The sequence below is a fragment of the Erwinia mallotivora genome (assembly GCF_000590885.1).
Lineage (GTDB): Bacteria > Pseudomonadota > Gammaproteobacteria > Enterobacterales > Enterobacteriaceae > Erwinia > Erwinia mallotivora.
On the sequence record NZ_JFHN01000029.1, the window covers coordinates 40,653 to 54,399 of the forward strand.

Below are 13,747 nucleotides of genomic sequence, written 5' to 3' on the forward strand. Positions count from 1 at the left end.
GTCCATTTCAGCTGGCTCCTGTGCGAGAAGGCGGCGCGTTAAGGCTGGTTACCGGAACGCATTCTCAGGCCGGAAAAATTGGTGGAAAAATAGTGAACAATCGCACTGTTGGAGAGGCTCTCTGCAACACTGTTCAATGCCTGCGATGCGGGTATCGGCACAACCTTCACCGGGCAAATTTTCACCCCACGGAAAGCACTCTGAACAGGGGCTGGCTTACTCTGCGCTGGCAGTGACGTCGGCTTATTGTTCTGTGGTTCATTCAGCAACTGGCCTGGGCGTACCAGCGTAATATCTGCCGGGAGCGTCGGCAACATCTGTTGCAGAACTTTCACCGTAGTCGGGTGAGGGTGACCAATAGCGATGGCGGAACCATCCCGCTGAGCAAGACGAACAGCACGCATAAATTGCTGGCGAATATCGGCTTCATTTTGCGTGTCATCAAGGAACACCCGGCGTTTAATGACTTTAACGCGGGTGCCTTGTGCGGCGCGAAATGACTGGCTGTTAGCGATGGTCATGCTGTCCAGAAAGTAGAAATTATAGTGATTCAGCACCTGCATCACTTTTTGCATCCCCTCCAGACTGGACGTCATGGCGCTGCCCATATGGTTATTCAGCCCGACAGCATAAGGCACATTGAGCGTGGCTTCATGAATGATGCGTTCAATCTCAGCCAGTGACATATCCGGACGCAGCGTGTCCTTTTCCAGCGGCTGTTTGCTGAGAGGCGCCATTGGCAGATGGATGAGGACTTCATGGCCACGCTGGTGAGCTCTGGTTGCCATTTCGCGGGCGTGAGGAGCATTAGGTAATACCGCGACGGAGATGGCAGGAGGCATTTGCAACACGAGGTTTTCCTGCGCCGGACGATAGCCAAAATCATCAATGACAATAGAAAGTTTACCCGCGTGGGCGCTACAGGCCATCAGCAGACCGGTGAGCATACCGCTGATTTTAGGGAAATGTGACAAAAGTTATCTTCCTAACCACGGCAGTGGATTGACGGCCTGTCCCTGGCGGCGAATTTCAAAATAGAGTGAAGGCGTGCCCCTGCCGCCACTGGTTCCTACCAGCGCAACAGGCTGTCCGGCGCGGACCTGAGTGCCAACGCTTACCAGCGCACTCTGGTTATAACCATACAGGCTCATATCCCCTTTGCCATGTTCAATGACCACGACCAGACCATAGCCTTGCAGCCAGTCGGCCATCAGCACACGCCCATCGGCAATCGCTTTAACTTCAGTCCCTTCCGGTGCGTTAATCACCAGGCCTTTCCAGCGTAGTTCGCCTTGTAACTGCTCGCCAAATCGATGCTCAATGCGCCCATGCACCGGCCACAACGCCTGACCAGATGGTCGTCCCAGACCACCGGTACGTGCCATAAGCGAGCGCTCACCTTCAGTAGGTTTATAGGTGCTACCCTTACTTTTGGCCTGCGCTTCACGATCGCGAACACGCTGGGCGTCTCTGGCTTCTTTTTCCGCCCGGGCCCGTGCTTCCCGTTCTGCTTTAACAATTTTGTCCTGCAAACGGGTTTCGTTCTGCCGCATTTCAACTAGCTGCGCCTGGTCTTTTTGCAGCGAAGACTCCAGCACGGTCAGCGTTTTCTTGCGGGCAACGCGCGCACCTTCCAGTTTTTGCTGCTGATCCTGCTGCTGTGCCAGTAAAGACTTCTGTTGTGCCTGCTTATCGACCAGCGCCGCCTTTTGGGCTGAAAGCTCGTTACGGGTCTTTTTCAGTTCGTCGATAGATTTTTGACGTGCGGCATTGAGATAGCCGAAGTAGGCAAGAATACGTTCGCTACGCTGACTTTCTTCACCGCTGAGGATCAGTTGCAGGCCACTGTGCTGCCCCTGGCGAAAAGCAGCGTCGAGCTGGTCAGCCAGCAGCTTTTGCTGGCGCTCCTGCTGGGCCTGTAATTTACTGATTGAGGCAGTCAGCGCAGCAATGTCTTTGTTCAGGGCAGAGAGAGTGATTTCAGTTTCGCGCAGTTGTCGGCTTGCCTGAGCAATGGTTTTTTCCTGGCTTTGCAGCTGCTCCAGCAGTTTGCCGCGCTGTTGTTTCTGCAACTGAACGCTTTTCTCTTTGGCAGCAATGTTCTGCTGAATACTTTTCAGTTCAGATTTATTGTCTTCGACGGCGTAGCTGAGGACGGGCAACATCAGCCCGGCAGAAAGCACGCTGGCGGACAGAATCAACGCGGCAAAACGCGATGGAAAGCCGTTGGCGGATCCATTACCCAGGGTTGGTGAAATTAAAACGGTCGCTTTTTCCCTCATAGGGCCAGGATTATTTCACGATGAACAGCCGCTTACCAGCTATCTCCAGCGCTTTTGCGTTTCCAATAATGACAGCGCCTGAGCAGGGTCTGCTGCGAAAGACTCAAAAGAGCGGCTGCGCAACAAATAACCGGGAAGTTGAAAGGGTGCCGCAGGGGCAACTGATCATTTGCACTTAAGGTAATTTTTTTTGCGAATCTGCCCCAGAAAACGTAACTCTCGCGGCTTCACGACTGTACATGAGAGCACTGGCAGGTATACTCAGAAGCCTTGTTTTAGCTTATTCACCCGTTTCGGGAGTTGTTACCCCTCATGCAAGATATTATGCAGTTTTCAGGCAACCATACCATCCTCAGTCTGGCGTGGGTTGTCCTGTTGGTTTTGGTGATTGTCACTACGGTTAAGGGTGTGTTTTCCCAGGTGAAAACCATCAGTCGTGGTGAAGCTACCCGCTTAATTAATAAAGAAGATGCAGTGGTTGTTGATGTGCGTTCACGTGATGACTACCGTAAAGGCCATATTTCGGGTGCCATTAACGTTCTGGCTGCTGATATTAAAAAAGGCAGTGTTGGTGAACTTGAAAAATACAAAGCACAACCGGTCATTGTTGTCTGCGCCACCGGCACCTCAGCCGCTGATTCGGCTGCACAGCTCAACGCTGCTGGTTTTGGGCAGGTTTTTATTCTCAAAGATGGCGTGTCTGGTTGGAGTGGTGAGAACCTCCCGCTGGTTCGTGGCAAATAAATCTGGAGTTACAACATGGCAAATGTTGAGATTTACACCAAAGCAACCTGTCCTTTTTGTCACCGCGCCATAGCGTTATTGCGTCAGAAAGGGGTTCAGTTTCAGGAAATTGCCATTGATGGCGATGCTGCAAAGCGTGAAGAGATGATCAAACGCAGTGGCCGTACTACGGTTCCGCAGATATTTATTAATGCACAACATATCGGTGGCTGTGACGATCTTCACGCGCTTGATGACCGACAGGGGCTTGACCCGTTATTAAAATAAAATGGTCGGATTACAATTTTAACGGATTATTAAACACATAGGATTACGTAATATGTCAGAACAAAACAACTCCGAGATGTCTTTCCAGATCCAACGTATCTACACCAAGGACGTCTCTTTTGAAGCACCTAATGCCCCTCAAATTTTCCAGAAAGAGTGGGAACCAGAAGTTAAGCTGGATCTGGACACCGCGTCCAGCCAGTTGGCTGAGGGTGTGTTTGAAGTGGTGTTGCGCGTCACCGTTACCGCAACCGTAGGTGAAGAAACCGCGTTTCTGTGCGAAGTGCAGCAGGCGGGTATTTTCTCTGTTTCCGGTATTGAAGGTAACCAGATGGCGCATTGTCTGGGTGCATACTGCCCGAATATTCTCTTCCCCTATGCGCGTGAGTGCATCACCAGCCTGGTTTCGCGCGGTACTTTCCCGCAACTGAATCTGGCTCCGGTCAATTTCGATGCCCTGTTCATGAACTATCTTCAGCAGCAGTCAGGTGAAGGTGCTGCGCCGCAACAGGATGCGTGATGCCACGGGCTAATGCATCAATGAGTGTTATCGGTGCCGGTTCATACGGCACCGCTTTAGCCATTACACTGGCTCGAAATGGACACCAGGTGGTGATGTGGGGACATAACCCTCAACATCAGATGCAGCTCCAGGCCGACCGTTGTAATAAGGCCTTTCTGCCCGATGTTATCTTCCCTGATTCTTTAAACCTTGAAACCAGTCTTGCCCGCGCCATTGCAGCCAGCCGTGATCTGCTGGTAGTGGTGCCAAGTCATGTTTTTGGCGATGTCTTACAGCAAATTAAGCCGCATCTGCGAACTGACTCGCGCATTGTCTGGGCCACCAAAGGTCTGGAGAAAGAGACTGGTCGTTTGTTGCAAGAAGTGGCCCGCGAAATTCTGGGTGAAGATATTCCTCTGGCGGTGATTTCTGGCCCGACCTTTGCCAAAGAACTGGCTGCGGGTATGCCAACGGCTATTGCGCTGGCGGCAACCGATCATCAGTTTGCGCAAGAGCTGCAAACGTTATTGCACTGTGGTAAGAGTTTTCGCGTTTATAACAATCCCGATTTTACCGGTGTTCAACTGGGCGGTGCGGTAAAAAATGTTATTGCAATTGGTGCCGGTATTTCCGATGGCATCGGTTTTGGCGCAAATGCGCGAACAGCCTTGATAACCCGTGGGCTGACGGAAATGACTCGTCTGGGAACAGCGCTGGGTGCCGATCCTTCGACGTTTATGGGGATGGCTGGGCTGGGCGACCTCGTACTGACCTGTACCGACAATCAATCCCGTAACCGCCGTTTTGGCATGATGCTGGGGCAGGGGATTGACGTGGAAACCGCGCAAAGCAATATCGGTCAGGTAGTGGAAGGTTTCCGAAATACCAAAGAAGTAAAGGCCCTCGCGGCGCGCTGTGGTGTGGAAATGCCAATAACTGAGCAAATTTATCAGGTATTGTATTGCGAAAAAAATGCGCGAGAGGCAGCATTAAGCCTGCTTGGACGCGCCAGAAAAGACGAAAACAGCGTCAACTGAGACAGGGAAGCCCGGCGTAGTAGCTTACCGGCGTTTAACGGAAGCTATATTTGAGGGGAGAGAGTAATGCCGTGTGTAGAGCCTGAACTGGTCTGGGATTATATTAAAGCAGAAGCGTGGGCCCTTGTGGACTGCGAACCTATGCTGGCCAGTTTTTACCACGCTACGTTGTTGAAACATGACGATTTGGGAAGTGCGTTGAGCTATATGCTCGCTAACAAGCTGGCTAATTCAATTATGCCCGCTATTGCCATTCGTGAGATTGTTCAGGAAGCTTATAAGCAGGATCCTTCCATGATTAAGTCGGCGGCCTGCGATATTCAGGCTGTGCGTCAGCGCGATCCCGCCATTGATAAATATTCCACTCCGCTGCTCTACCTGAAAGGTTTTCATGCTTTACAGGCCTATCGAATCGGCCACTGGTTATGGAACGAGGGACGGCGTGCACTGGCAATCTATCTGCAAAATGAAATTTCCGTTTCTTTTGCTGTGGATATCCACCCGGCAGCAAAAATTGGTCAGGGCATTATGCTTGATCATGCTACCGGCATTGTGGTGGGTGAAACGGCAGTAATTGAAGATGATGTGTCGATTTTGCAATCGGTAACGCTGGGCGGTACGGGTAAAACCACGGGCGATCGCCATCCTAAAATTCGTGAAGGTGTGATGATTGGTGCTGGTGCTAAAGTCCTTGGCAATATTGAGGTGGGACGTGGCGCTAAAATTGGCGCTGGCTCAGTGGTTCTGCAACCTGTTCCTCCTCATACCACCGCAGCTGGCGTACCGGCACGCATCGTTGGTAAGCCGAACAGTGATATGCCATCAATGGAGATGGATCAGCATTTTAATGGCATGGTCCCGGGTTTTGAGTTCGGCGACGGTATCTAAGCTTTAATCAACGCACCGGCATAGTCCAGCTGCCGCCATGCCTCATAAACCACCACTGAAACTGCATTGGACAAATTCATGCTGCGGCTGTCTGGCCGCATTGGAATACGGATTTTCTGCTGTGTGGGGAGCGAATCCAGAACCCCGGCAGGTAGTCCCCGTGTTTCCGGCCCAAACAGCAGATAATCCCCGCCCTGATAGCTTACTGCGCTGTGTGCAGGGGTTCCCTTCGTGGTCAGAGCGAACAGCCGTTGAGGTGCTTCAGCCTGGATAAATGCGTCATAGTCAGCATGATGCTGTATCGCTGTAAATTCATGATAATCAAGCCCGGCCCGGCGCAGGCGTTTATCATCCCAGGCAAAACCAAGCGGCTCGATAAGATGCAATCGAAAGCCGGTATTGGCGCAAAGGCGAATGATATTGCCGGTATTGGGGGGAATTTCAGGTTCAAATAAAACGATATTCAGCATTGATAGCGACCCTCAGCAACAAGGGCCGCAGCATAGCAAAGATCAGGCGTTGCTGATATACAGCGGTAGCCAGATTGTCAGGCGCAAACCACCCAGCGGGCTGTCATCGGCTTTCACCCAACCGTGGTGCTGTTGAATGGCGGTTTCCACAATTGCCAGTCCTAATCCGGTGCCGCCGGATTCACGATCCCGCGCCTCGTCAGTGCGATAGAAGGGCCGGAAAATCTGCTCACGATCTTCAGCGCTGACCCCAGGACCATCATCATCGACATGAATGGTAATGCCTTTTTTATCCACCGAGAAACTGACCATAATTTTTGAATAGGAATAGCGCAGTGCATTACGAACAATATTTTCCAGCGCGCTGTCGAGCGCATTGGGGTTACCGTAAAGCGGCCAGGGGCCGGGTGGATAGGGGATATCCAGGGTTTTGCCCATCTGCTCGGCTTCGAATTGCGCGTCATCAAGCACGCCTGACCAGAGCTGGCTGGCCTTCATTGCCTCACTGACCAGCGCATTTTTATGCTGCGTTCGTGACAGGACCAACAGGTCGTTGATCATACCATCCAGCCTCTGCGCTTCCGTTTCAATCCGTTGTAGTTCCTTCCCTTCCCCCTGACGACGGCGCATCAATGCCGTTGCCAGTTGCAAACGGGTGAGTGGAGTACGCAATTCGTGAGAAATATCAGAAAGTAAACGTTGTTGTGCGGTCATCATTCTTTCAAGCGCGCTGACCATCTGGTTAAAACTGGAACCCGCGGCCAGAAACTCTTGCGGGCCGGATTCCAGTTCAGGGCGCTGACGTAAATTCCCTGCGGCAACATCATCCGCCGCGTGTTTCAACTTACGTGCTGGTTTTGCCAGGCTCCAGGCCAGCCAGAGTAATAATGGTGAACTGATTAGCATGGTCACCATCAGTAATAACAACGGGCGATCAAATAACAGATTAATAAAGTCCAGCTGAGTGCTTCCAGCGGGGCGAATAAGATAGAGCTGATAGTTATCCTCTCCGTCACGGACTGAAAAAGGACCAATCATTTCGGTCCGGCCATATTTCTTTTTTTGTGGGTGATCGGCATTGTCCGACTGACCAATAAAATTACGGATAACCTGCATTTCGTTATGCTGGGCACCTATCACCCGCCCTTCACTGGTTACCAGCAATAAACGCTGGCCAGGTGGTGCCCATTTATCTATGGCGCGAAACAGCCTGCGCCACCACATCAGATCGTTAGGCGGATCCTGCATCAACTCCGCCTCGACATGTTGTTCGATCATAATGCCCTGACGCTGTTCATTATCCAGCAGCGGCGTCATCTGGCGGGTATCCAGTTTAGGCACCATTAAGACCAGCATCAGCACCAGTGCCAGGGTAAGCCAGAAAATGGCGAAAATGCGGGTGGTCAGACTTGAAATCATGTAGCGGAAACCATCAGATAGCCACGACCGCGCAGGGTTTTAAACCACGGATGACCATCCTTGCGATCCGGAAGCTTACGACGCAGATTAGAAATATGCATGTCGATTGCGCGATCAAATGGCGTCAGGCGTTTACCCAACACTTCCTGACTCAGATGTTCACGAGAGACAACCTGGCCAAGGTGTTGTGCCAGAAGATAAAGTAACGTGAACTCGGTTCCGGTCAGATCGAGCGTCAGATCGTCGAAACTGGCTTCCTGACGTCCCGGGTTCAGACGCAGATGGTCTACTTCCAGGGTCGGGGAGCTGCTGTCCTGCTGCTGCTGTTGTTCACTCCAGTTTGAACGGCGCAGGATAGCGCGAATTCGGGCTACCAGCTCACGGTCGTTAAAAGGTTTGGGCAGATAGTCATCCGCGCCCAGTTCCAGCCCCAGCACGCGATCCAGCTCACTGCCACGCGCCGTCAGCATGATGACGGGAGTCTGGTGGTGCTGTCGCAATTCTTTCAAAGTATCAATGCCGTTTTTCTTTGGCATCATTACGTCAAGCAGTAACAAATCAATTGAACTGTCCAGCAGGCCCAGCGCCTGTTCACCGTCACCAGCGACCAGAACATCAAAGCCTTCCATTTCAAGTAATTCTTTCAGTAGCGAAGTCAATTCGCGGTCATCGTCAACCAACAGGATTTTATTCATTTTTGTTGCCCTCCGCAGGCAAAATACCGTGAACGAATGCTGTCAATCCATGACTTTACGTAGTTTTACACCGCCTGACGCATGTTTTCAGCTGCCTCCGTAGACTGGCCTTCGTTGAGACGAAATATGGAAACCAACCTGGGAGTTAACGATGCGCAAAGTTACCGCCGTCGTTGTGATACCTACGCTGATGATGAGTTTTTCTTGTGCGTGGGCCACAGAAGTGACGACGACTGACCAGATGCATCATGATGACACAGAGTCACGCAGTATGACGCATATTCCTCAGAGTCACATGTTTGACGGTATCAATCTTAATGAGCAGCAGCGTCAACAAATGCGGGATCTGATGCAACAGGCTCGTCATGAGCGTTCTTCCATAAGTATTAACGATTTAGAACAACTGCACGACATGATTATTGCAGATAAATTTAACGAAGCGGCCTACAAAGACAGGTTAAATCGAATTGCACAGGCGGAGATTGACCGGCAGGTTGAGATAGCGCGAGTACGCAATCAGATGTATCACCTGTTAACACCTGCACAACAGGACGTTTTGAACCAGAAACACCAGCAGCGCATAGGCGAAATGCGCAAGTTATCAGCTATGCAGCAGGCTTCATCGTTGCAGGCAGTAAGTAGTACCGGCAGTAATCAGTAACGTAGTACCCCTGTTTTTTCCTTGCCATAGACACCATCCCTGTCTTCCCCCGCATGATGCGGGGGTTTTTTTATCAGGTACTTAGAAAAAATCCCTTTTAAATCAATCTGTCCTGTAACTGCTGAAAGCAGCTACAGGAAGCGTTTAGCGTTACGGCCGTAGACAAGATGTAGACAACATTGTCACACCGCCAACCCGCCGCCGAGTGGATTTAACGTTACCGCGTGTTGCAGATAATCCGGCGCAAGGTGAGCATAAACCATTGTCTGTTGTATGCTGGCGTGTCCCATAATCTGCTGTAACGCAATAATGTTTCCTCCGTTCATCATGAACCAGCTCGCGAACGTATGCCGAAGTACGTGTGTGGCTAAGGCAAACGATAAATTGGTAGCCTTGTTCATCCGCCATACACCCTGCGGCGATACTTCTTCAGTATTTTTCAATTTCTGCATCACTAACCATCGCACCAATCCTGCCCGTCAAAACATTCAACTTCTTTCACTCAGAGCGCATGAGCGCGACTCTGCCATGCGAAACCCGCAATCGGTTTCAAGACATCCAGAAGCCAGAAAACGTGCTGAGAAGACGGGAAAGGCCGAGGAGTGGCAATTAAGAGTATCCCCTCCAGACCCTTCGCAGCGTGGGCTGTTCCCCCGTCACCTGTGTGGAAGATTAGCTTCGTTTTTTGTGCATTTGCCGATCCAAGGGCAAACCGCGCCGGCACAGGGGGGGGGAAGGGCATAAGCAGCATCAAAAAAATTGTGCAGTGATGTGCAGCAATTTTAATGAGTCTGGTATTGCTGAATTTTTGTACTTATAGCCACATTTCTCTTGTAAAGGACTGCATATGAGTGTGACTTTTCAGCATTATGGAATGCCTCCCTGAAATAAAGGTTGATGAAAATCCCTGTCGTCGCAAGGACGGGCGTAAAGCTTTTGATGATCAGTGTGCGATACGGATTGGCACGGCATTGGCGCGGTGTGGGTACGACGTGACTAAGCTGCGGGTGGCTGCACTCCAAAAGCGAAGGGCATATATTGCGTGCTGAAGAACTGGCTAACGCCCTGAGGAACGCCAACATACCGGGTATTTTTCCGATGGTGAAAGTAAGCGCCGGTAATTTTGAAAAGGTACTTAAAAATCAGCGAGGTATTATCTTCTTTAAGGACTACTGGCGGCGGGGAAATGAAAATTTTCTTAACCGTAGCGGAGATCATATCGATCTGTGGAACAGTGACCGGCTGACAACGAAACTCAGTTACTTTCGTGTTCAATGGGGTCTGAGTATAGATGGACTCTGGTCGAGTTTTGCCAATGCTAAGGAACTCTGGTTCTGGAAAATAATATGAGAATACTCAAAATAACGCTTTCCATGCTGGTCGGCGCGATGTGTGGCGCAGGTCTGATGTTCCTGCTGATGCCGTTAATCAGTCGCGCCTTTGTTGGCCCCATCCACGGAGAGGATCAGATGTCTGCAAACTTTGAAATATTCTTCATCGGTACACTGATGCTGGCCGTTCCTGGTGCGATAGTTGGCTGGATGGTAGCCAGGAGACTGACCAGGCAATAGACTCCATTTCTGGGCCGTCACGAACGCGGTAATGAGAGTTTCATTTTAAGTTTCCGTCTTGTCGACTCCCCATTAAAGGGACGTAATAGTTTCCATGATGGAAACGCCAGGAACGTAGCAAAGTGCAAATTGTTTCAAGAGTGCCGTTTGATCTGGTCGCAAAAAAACATCCCAATGCTGCCAGCGCGCTGGATTTACTTTATCGCCAGTTGAGGCAGGGGCAATCCAACACTCCGGATGAGTTAAAGGCGCTGTATGCCAGCCTTGACCACATTAATTGCCGCATATTATATGGATACCCATTTACCGCTCTGTAGTTTGTAGAAAATTATCTGAACAATGTGGCGTCTTCTGCCACTGGAAGTAAAAAGGGAAAATATTCAGAATCATCCTGTATAAAAAACAGCAGAATATTCCAATGTATTAATTTTGATTTTTAATTTAATTAAAATTCTTTTCCGGTGACTTACAACATGCCTGTCATTCCTGGTTACATTATTAATGGCTGGTTTACAATAACAGTATTGTGAAGAATTTTTTCGAATGCCGGAGATTATATTGTCATCCTCTTTACGGATGGTTTAAGTAAATCCCCGTAGAATGACGGCTTTGGTCATTTTTTTCAGGGGAAATGATGGGCGGGGAAAAAATACGACGGATTCTGGTTATCCGTATTGATTTTCTGGGTGATATGGTTTGTACAACGCCATTTTTGCACTCACTACGCAAACGATGGCCAGAAGCCGAAATTCATGTTCTGGCTAATAAATACAATGCTTCCGTGCTGGATAATAACCCTGATGTTGATGTGGTTCATCACTATGTTTATTCGAAGCACTATCATAAAAATCTCAGAGCAGGATTTCTGAATTCCCTGACCGACAGAATTCGGTTGATTTCGAAACTACGCAAGCTTAAATTTAATTTGCTTATTGTACCGAATGGTGGGGTAAATAAAAATGCCATCAACTTTTCTAAGCAATTAAATATCTCTGACTGTCGTTGGCATAATGCGGATACCGAGTTCGACGACAGAAATCCCTTGCATGTCACTACAAGGCCTTTGGTACATGAGGTATTATCCGGCTACAAACTTGTTCCTGAGTTAGAAATACCTGATCCAATAACATTGCGCATTTATCCACAGCAAGACCTTAAGACTAAGTGGCAGCATTATTTTAATAACAAGCAAAGGCGCAGAGTGGGATTATTTGTCTCTAATAACAGTTATGAGCGGCAATGGGCGTGGGATAAATGGAAATCATTAGCAAAATCGCTGGCACCAGATTATGAGGTAATCATTTTTCACTCCCCTGAAGAAAAATTTCCTGCGGATTGGGGTGATATGGCTGGCGTATATCGCGTATCAACACAAACTATACCCGATCTGATAGCAGCAATGACCTGTATTGATCTGTCGGTATCAGCTGACAGCGCGCCTGTACATCTTTCCTGCGCACTCAATATTCCAGTGGTCGCATTATTTGAATCCCGCCCGGAGAAATATCTGCGTTGGTATCCTCTGGGCGTAAATAATATCTTGCTTCATGAAGGCAGTATTGTTAATGATATTTCAGTTCATCGCGTATTAATGGCGGTAAAAGAGTTGTTATCCGGAATTACAGTGCATGAATTAAAATTCAGGGAATCACATTAAATTATGCCAGTGCGTAAATTGAAGAAAAAAAATCATGGACGCAGATGGGGTTTATCTGAAAAGGAATGTGAACATTGCCATGCTAAACGTGGTCTTATTGCCCGACTGATCGCGGCCGATAAGGATCTTTGCGATATTTGCTATTTTGAATTGGTAAGATCAACACGTGAAAGAGACCGCAAAGTTGAAGATGAATAAACTGGCCTGCTCAATTTTTTAAATTTTACAACCAGCAGGAAGTAAAAGCCTCTGACAATTGGTTCACCTGACTGCGTCAGTCTTAGCAAGGGAGCGGGGCGTTTTGTCAAAATCCTCTCGCTGAGAGAACAGTCCCATTAATTAAATTTAATCAGCGAGTGGCTGCCGAGAGTGCTCCGATTCCACGACGGCTGGAAATGCTATTTTTCGACTTAAATCCAGTATACTGACAGCTCTGTACTGAACGGAGTAAGGCATGGAACATCACTATGCACGGCTGGTAAATTCTGCCGCACTGGCTGCAACCACACTGGCCTCATTGTTACTGTTGGTGAAAATCTTTGCATGGTGGTACACCGGTTCGGTTAGTCTGCTGGCAGCGCTGGTGGACTCGCTGGTGGATATTGCCGCCTCCCTGACCAATCTTTTTGTGGTGCGTTACTCCCTACAGCCTGCCGACGAAGAGCACACATTTGGTCATGGTAAAGCGGAATCGCTGGCGGCGCTGGCGCAAAGTATGTTTATTTCCGGCTCCGCGTTGTTCCTCTTTCTGACGGGATTGCAGCACATGGCCACGCCCAATGAAATGCATGCGCCTCTGGTGGGTATGGTTGTGACTCTGATAGCGCTGTTTTCCACGCTGATGCTGGTGACTTTCCAACGCTGGGTGGTGCGGCGAACCCGTAGCCAGGCGATCCGTGCGGATATGTTACATTACCAGTCTGATGTGATCATGAACGGTGCGATCCTGCTGGCGCTGGCGCTCAGCTGGTATGGCTTTAAACGTGCTGATGCTTTGTTTGCGTTAGGTATTGGCGTCTGGATCCTCTACAGTGCTTTGCGTATGGGCTATGAAGCCGTGCAGTCGCTCCTTGACAGGGCGCTGCCTGAAGCAGACCAGCAGGAGATTAAGAATATTGTCTCCAGCTGGCCGGGGGTGCAGGGCGTGCATGACATCCGTACCCGGCAATCTGGTCCGACACGTTTTATCCAGCTGCATCTTGAGCTGGACGACCACCTGCCGTTATTTCAGGCCCACCGCATTGCGGAAGACGTTGAGCAGGCTTTACTAAGAGGTTTTCCAGGTGCAGATATCACTATTCACCAGGATCCCTGTTCGGTCGTTCCCGAATAGCAGCAATATGAGTTAATATTTCCAGTTATATGAGTGCTTCACCGCCGAAGTCGTCGGGTGGTGAAAAGGGGAGGAAAATAGCCAGATGTTCACTGACCTGAATCAATTCAGCCCAGAGGCATTGATATACTATTGCCATCATTAGTCCATAAAATCGCTCGCGGCGCTCCTTCCCCACGGCGTTCAGACTTTTTATATTTGCATTAACAAGTTCAGAGGTT

Annotated in this window: 16 protein-coding genes and 1 pseudogene; 11 read left to right on the top strand and 6 right to left on the bottom strand. The window is 49.6% G+C overall.

Annotation, left to right across the window (positions count from 1 at the left end; translation table 11 throughout):
* Window positions 1-38: 38 nt before the first annotated feature.
* Window positions 39-947, bottom strand: a complete 909-nt coding sequence (locus BG55_RS05390; RefSeq protein WP_034935182.1) for a divergent polysaccharide deacetylase family protein — start codon at window positions 945-947, stop codon at window positions 39-41.
* A 30-nt stretch (window positions 948-977) separates the two neighbouring features.
* On the bottom strand, window positions 978-2,282 hold the full coding sequence (gene envC, locus BG55_RS05395) for a murein hydrolase activator EnvC (RefSeq protein WP_034935185.1): 1,305 nt from the start codon (window positions 2,280-2,282) through the stop codon (window positions 978-980).
* A 312-nt stretch (window positions 2,283-2,594) separates the two neighbouring features.
* Between envC and BG55_RS05400 the strand changes: the two genes are divergently transcribed.
* The 5 genes from BG55_RS05400 to cysE all read left to right on the top strand — a co-directional run bounded on the left by BG55_RS05400 (window position 2,595) and on the right by cysE (window position 5,720).
* Complete coding sequence (locus tag BG55_RS05400) at window positions 2,595-3,026, top strand: rhodanese-like domain-containing protein (protein ID WP_034935187.1); 432 nt, start codon at window positions 2,595-2,597, stop codon at window positions 3,024-3,026.
* 15 nt (window positions 3,027-3,041) lie between these two features.
* Window positions 3,042-3,293: a glutaredoxin 3 gene (gene grxC, locus BG55_RS05405; RefSeq protein WP_034935189.1), complete on the top strand. Its 252-nt coding sequence runs from the start codon at window positions 3,042-3,044 to the stop codon at window positions 3,291-3,293.
* Window positions 3,294-3,345: 52 nt separating this feature from the next.
* The gene (gene secB, locus BG55_RS05410; RefSeq protein WP_034935191.1) at window positions 3,346-3,813 is read left to right on the top strand and encodes a protein-export chaperone SecB; all 468 of its coding nucleotides are present in this window, start codon (window positions 3,346-3,348) and stop codon (window positions 3,811-3,813) included.
* Window positions 3,813-4,832 carry an NAD(P)H-dependent glycerol-3-phosphate dehydrogenase gene (gene gpsA, locus BG55_RS05415; protein ID WP_034935192.1) on the top strand — a complete coding sequence of 340 codons (1,020 nt, stop codon included), beginning with the start codon at window positions 3,813-3,815 and terminating at the stop codon, window positions 4,830-4,832. The genes secB and gpsA overlap by 1 nt, the downstream gene beginning before the upstream one ends.
* Before the next feature lie 66 nt (window positions 4,833-4,898).
* Window positions 4,899-5,720 (top strand): serine O-acetyltransferase, encoded by an 822-nt coding sequence (gene cysE / locus BG55_RS05420; protein WP_034935195.1) that lies wholly within the window; start codon window positions 4,899-4,901, stop codon window positions 5,718-5,720.
* On the opposite strand, the gene trmL is transcribed toward cysE, so the two are convergent.
* From trmL to cpxR, 3 genes are read right to left on the bottom strand one after another with little or no spacing between them, the layout of a single operon-like run.
* Complete coding sequence (trmL, locus tag BG55_RS05425) at window positions 5,717-6,190, bottom strand: tRNA (uridine(34)/cytosine(34)/5-carboxymethylaminomethyluridine(34)-2'-O)-methyltransferase TrmL (RefSeq protein ID WP_034935198.1); 474 nt, start codon at window positions 6,188-6,190, stop codon at window positions 5,717-5,719. The genes cysE and trmL overlap by 4 nt on opposite strands.
* A 42-nt stretch (window positions 6,191-6,232) precedes the next feature.
* A complete protein-coding gene (cpxA, locus tag BG55_RS05430; RefSeq protein WP_034935201.1) occupies window positions 6,233-7,609 on the bottom strand; it encodes an envelope stress sensor histidine kinase CpxA in 1,377 nt (458 codons plus the stop codon).
* Window positions 7,606-8,304, bottom strand: coding sequence for an envelope stress response regulator transcription factor CpxR (gene cpxR / locus BG55_RS05435; RefSeq protein ID WP_034935204.1), 699 nt, complete (start codon window positions 8,302-8,304; stop codon window positions 7,606-7,608). Before cpxR ends, cpxA begins: the two co-directional genes overlap by 4 nt.
* A gap of 151 nt (window positions 8,305-8,455) precedes the next feature.
* Between cpxR and cpxP the strand changes: the two genes are divergently transcribed.
* Window positions 8,456-8,965 (top strand): cell-envelope stress modulator CpxP, encoded by a 510-nt coding sequence (cpxP, locus tag BG55_RS05440; protein ID WP_034935205.1) that lies wholly within the window; start codon window positions 8,456-8,458, stop codon window positions 8,963-8,965.
* 182 nt (window positions 8,966-9,147) lie between these two features.
* Here the strand turns inward: cpxP and BG55_RS05445 are convergent.
* Window positions 9,148-9,414 (bottom strand): annotated as a pseudogene (locus BG55_RS05445) (tyrosine-type recombinase/integrase); the annotation flags it as partial.
* Window positions 9,415-9,976: 562 nt separating this feature from the next.
* On the opposite strand from BG55_RS05445, the gene BG55_RS22950 reads away from it, so the two are divergent.
* The 5 genes from BG55_RS22950 (at window position 9,977) to fieF (ending at window position 13,526) form a co-directional block, all read left to right on the top strand.
* Window positions 9,977-10,315: a T6SS effector amidase Tae4 family protein gene (locus tag BG55_RS22950; protein WP_268745052.1), complete on the top strand. Its 339-nt coding sequence runs from the start codon at window positions 9,977-9,979 to the stop codon at window positions 10,313-10,315.
* Window positions 10,312-10,536: a hypothetical protein gene (locus BG55_RS05460; protein WP_034935211.1), complete on the top strand. Its 225-nt coding sequence runs from the start codon at window positions 10,312-10,314 to the stop codon at window positions 10,534-10,536. The genes BG55_RS22950 and BG55_RS05460 overlap by 4 nt, the downstream gene beginning before the upstream one ends.
* 122 nt (window positions 10,537-10,658) lie before the next feature.
* Window positions 10,659-10,853 (top strand): hypothetical protein, encoded by a 195-nt coding sequence (locus BG55_RS22440; RefSeq protein WP_152542640.1) that lies wholly within the window; start codon window positions 10,659-10,661, stop codon window positions 10,851-10,853.
* Window positions 10,854-11,185: 332 nt separating this feature from the next.
* Window positions 11,186-12,193 (top strand): glycosyltransferase family 9 protein, encoded by a 1,008-nt coding sequence (locus tag BG55_RS05470; protein ID WP_052018708.1) that lies wholly within the window; start codon window positions 11,186-11,188, stop codon window positions 12,191-12,193.
* A gap of 454 nt (window positions 12,194-12,647) precedes the next feature.
* On the top strand, window positions 12,648-13,526 hold the full coding sequence (gene fieF, locus BG55_RS05475; RefSeq protein ID WP_034935214.1) for a CDF family cation-efflux transporter FieF: 879 nt from the start codon (window positions 12,648-12,650) through the stop codon (window positions 13,524-13,526).
* Window positions 13,527-13,747: the final 221 nt, after the last annotated feature.

Bases quoted from the DNA above. Each gene is read 5' to 3' on its own strand.
- trmL (WP_034935198.1), bottom strand. From the start codon at position 6,190: ATGCTGAATATCGTTTTATTTGAACCTGAAATTCCCCCCAATACCGGC.
- cpxR (WP_034935204.1), bottom strand. From the start codon at position 8,304: ATGAATAAAATCCTGTTGGTTGACGATGACCGCGAATTGACTTCGCTA.
- BG55_RS05400 (WP_034935187.1), top strand. From the start codon at position 2,595: ATGCAAGATATTATGCAGTTTTCAGGCAACCATACCATCCTCAGTCTG.
- BG55_RS05390 (WP_034935182.1), bottom strand. From the start codon at position 947: ATGCTCACCGGTCTGCTGATGGCCTGTAGCGCCCACGCGGGTAAACTT.
- envC (WP_034935185.1), bottom strand. From the start codon at position 2,282: ATGAGGGAAAAAGCGACCGTTTTAATTTCACCAACCCTGGGTAATGGA.
- BG55_RS05460 (WP_034935211.1), top strand. From the start codon at position 10,312: ATGAGAATACTCAAAATAACGCTTTCCATGCTGGTCGGCGCGATGTGT.
- grxC (WP_034935189.1), top strand. From the start codon at position 3,042: ATGGCAAATGTTGAGATTTACACCAAAGCAACCTGTCCTTTTTGTCAC.
- gpsA (WP_034935192.1), top strand. From the start codon at position 3,813: ATGCCACGGGCTAATGCATCAATGAGTGTTATCGGTGCCGGTTCATAC.
- cpxA (WP_034935201.1), bottom strand. From the start codon at position 7,609: ATGATTTCAAGTCTGACCACCCGCATTTTCGCCATTTTCTGGCTTACC.
- fieF (WP_034935214.1), top strand. From the start codon at position 12,648: ATGGAACATCACTATGCACGGCTGGTAAATTCTGCCGCACTGGCTGCA.
- secB (WP_034935191.1), top strand. From the start codon at position 3,346: ATGTCAGAACAAAACAACTCCGAGATGTCTTTCCAGATCCAACGTATC.
- cysE (WP_034935195.1), top strand. From the start codon at position 4,899: ATGCCGTGTGTAGAGCCTGAACTGGTCTGGGATTATATTAAAGCAGAA.
- cpxP (WP_034935205.1), top strand. From the start codon at position 8,456: ATGCGCAAAGTTACCGCCGTCGTTGTGATACCTACGCTGATGATGAGT.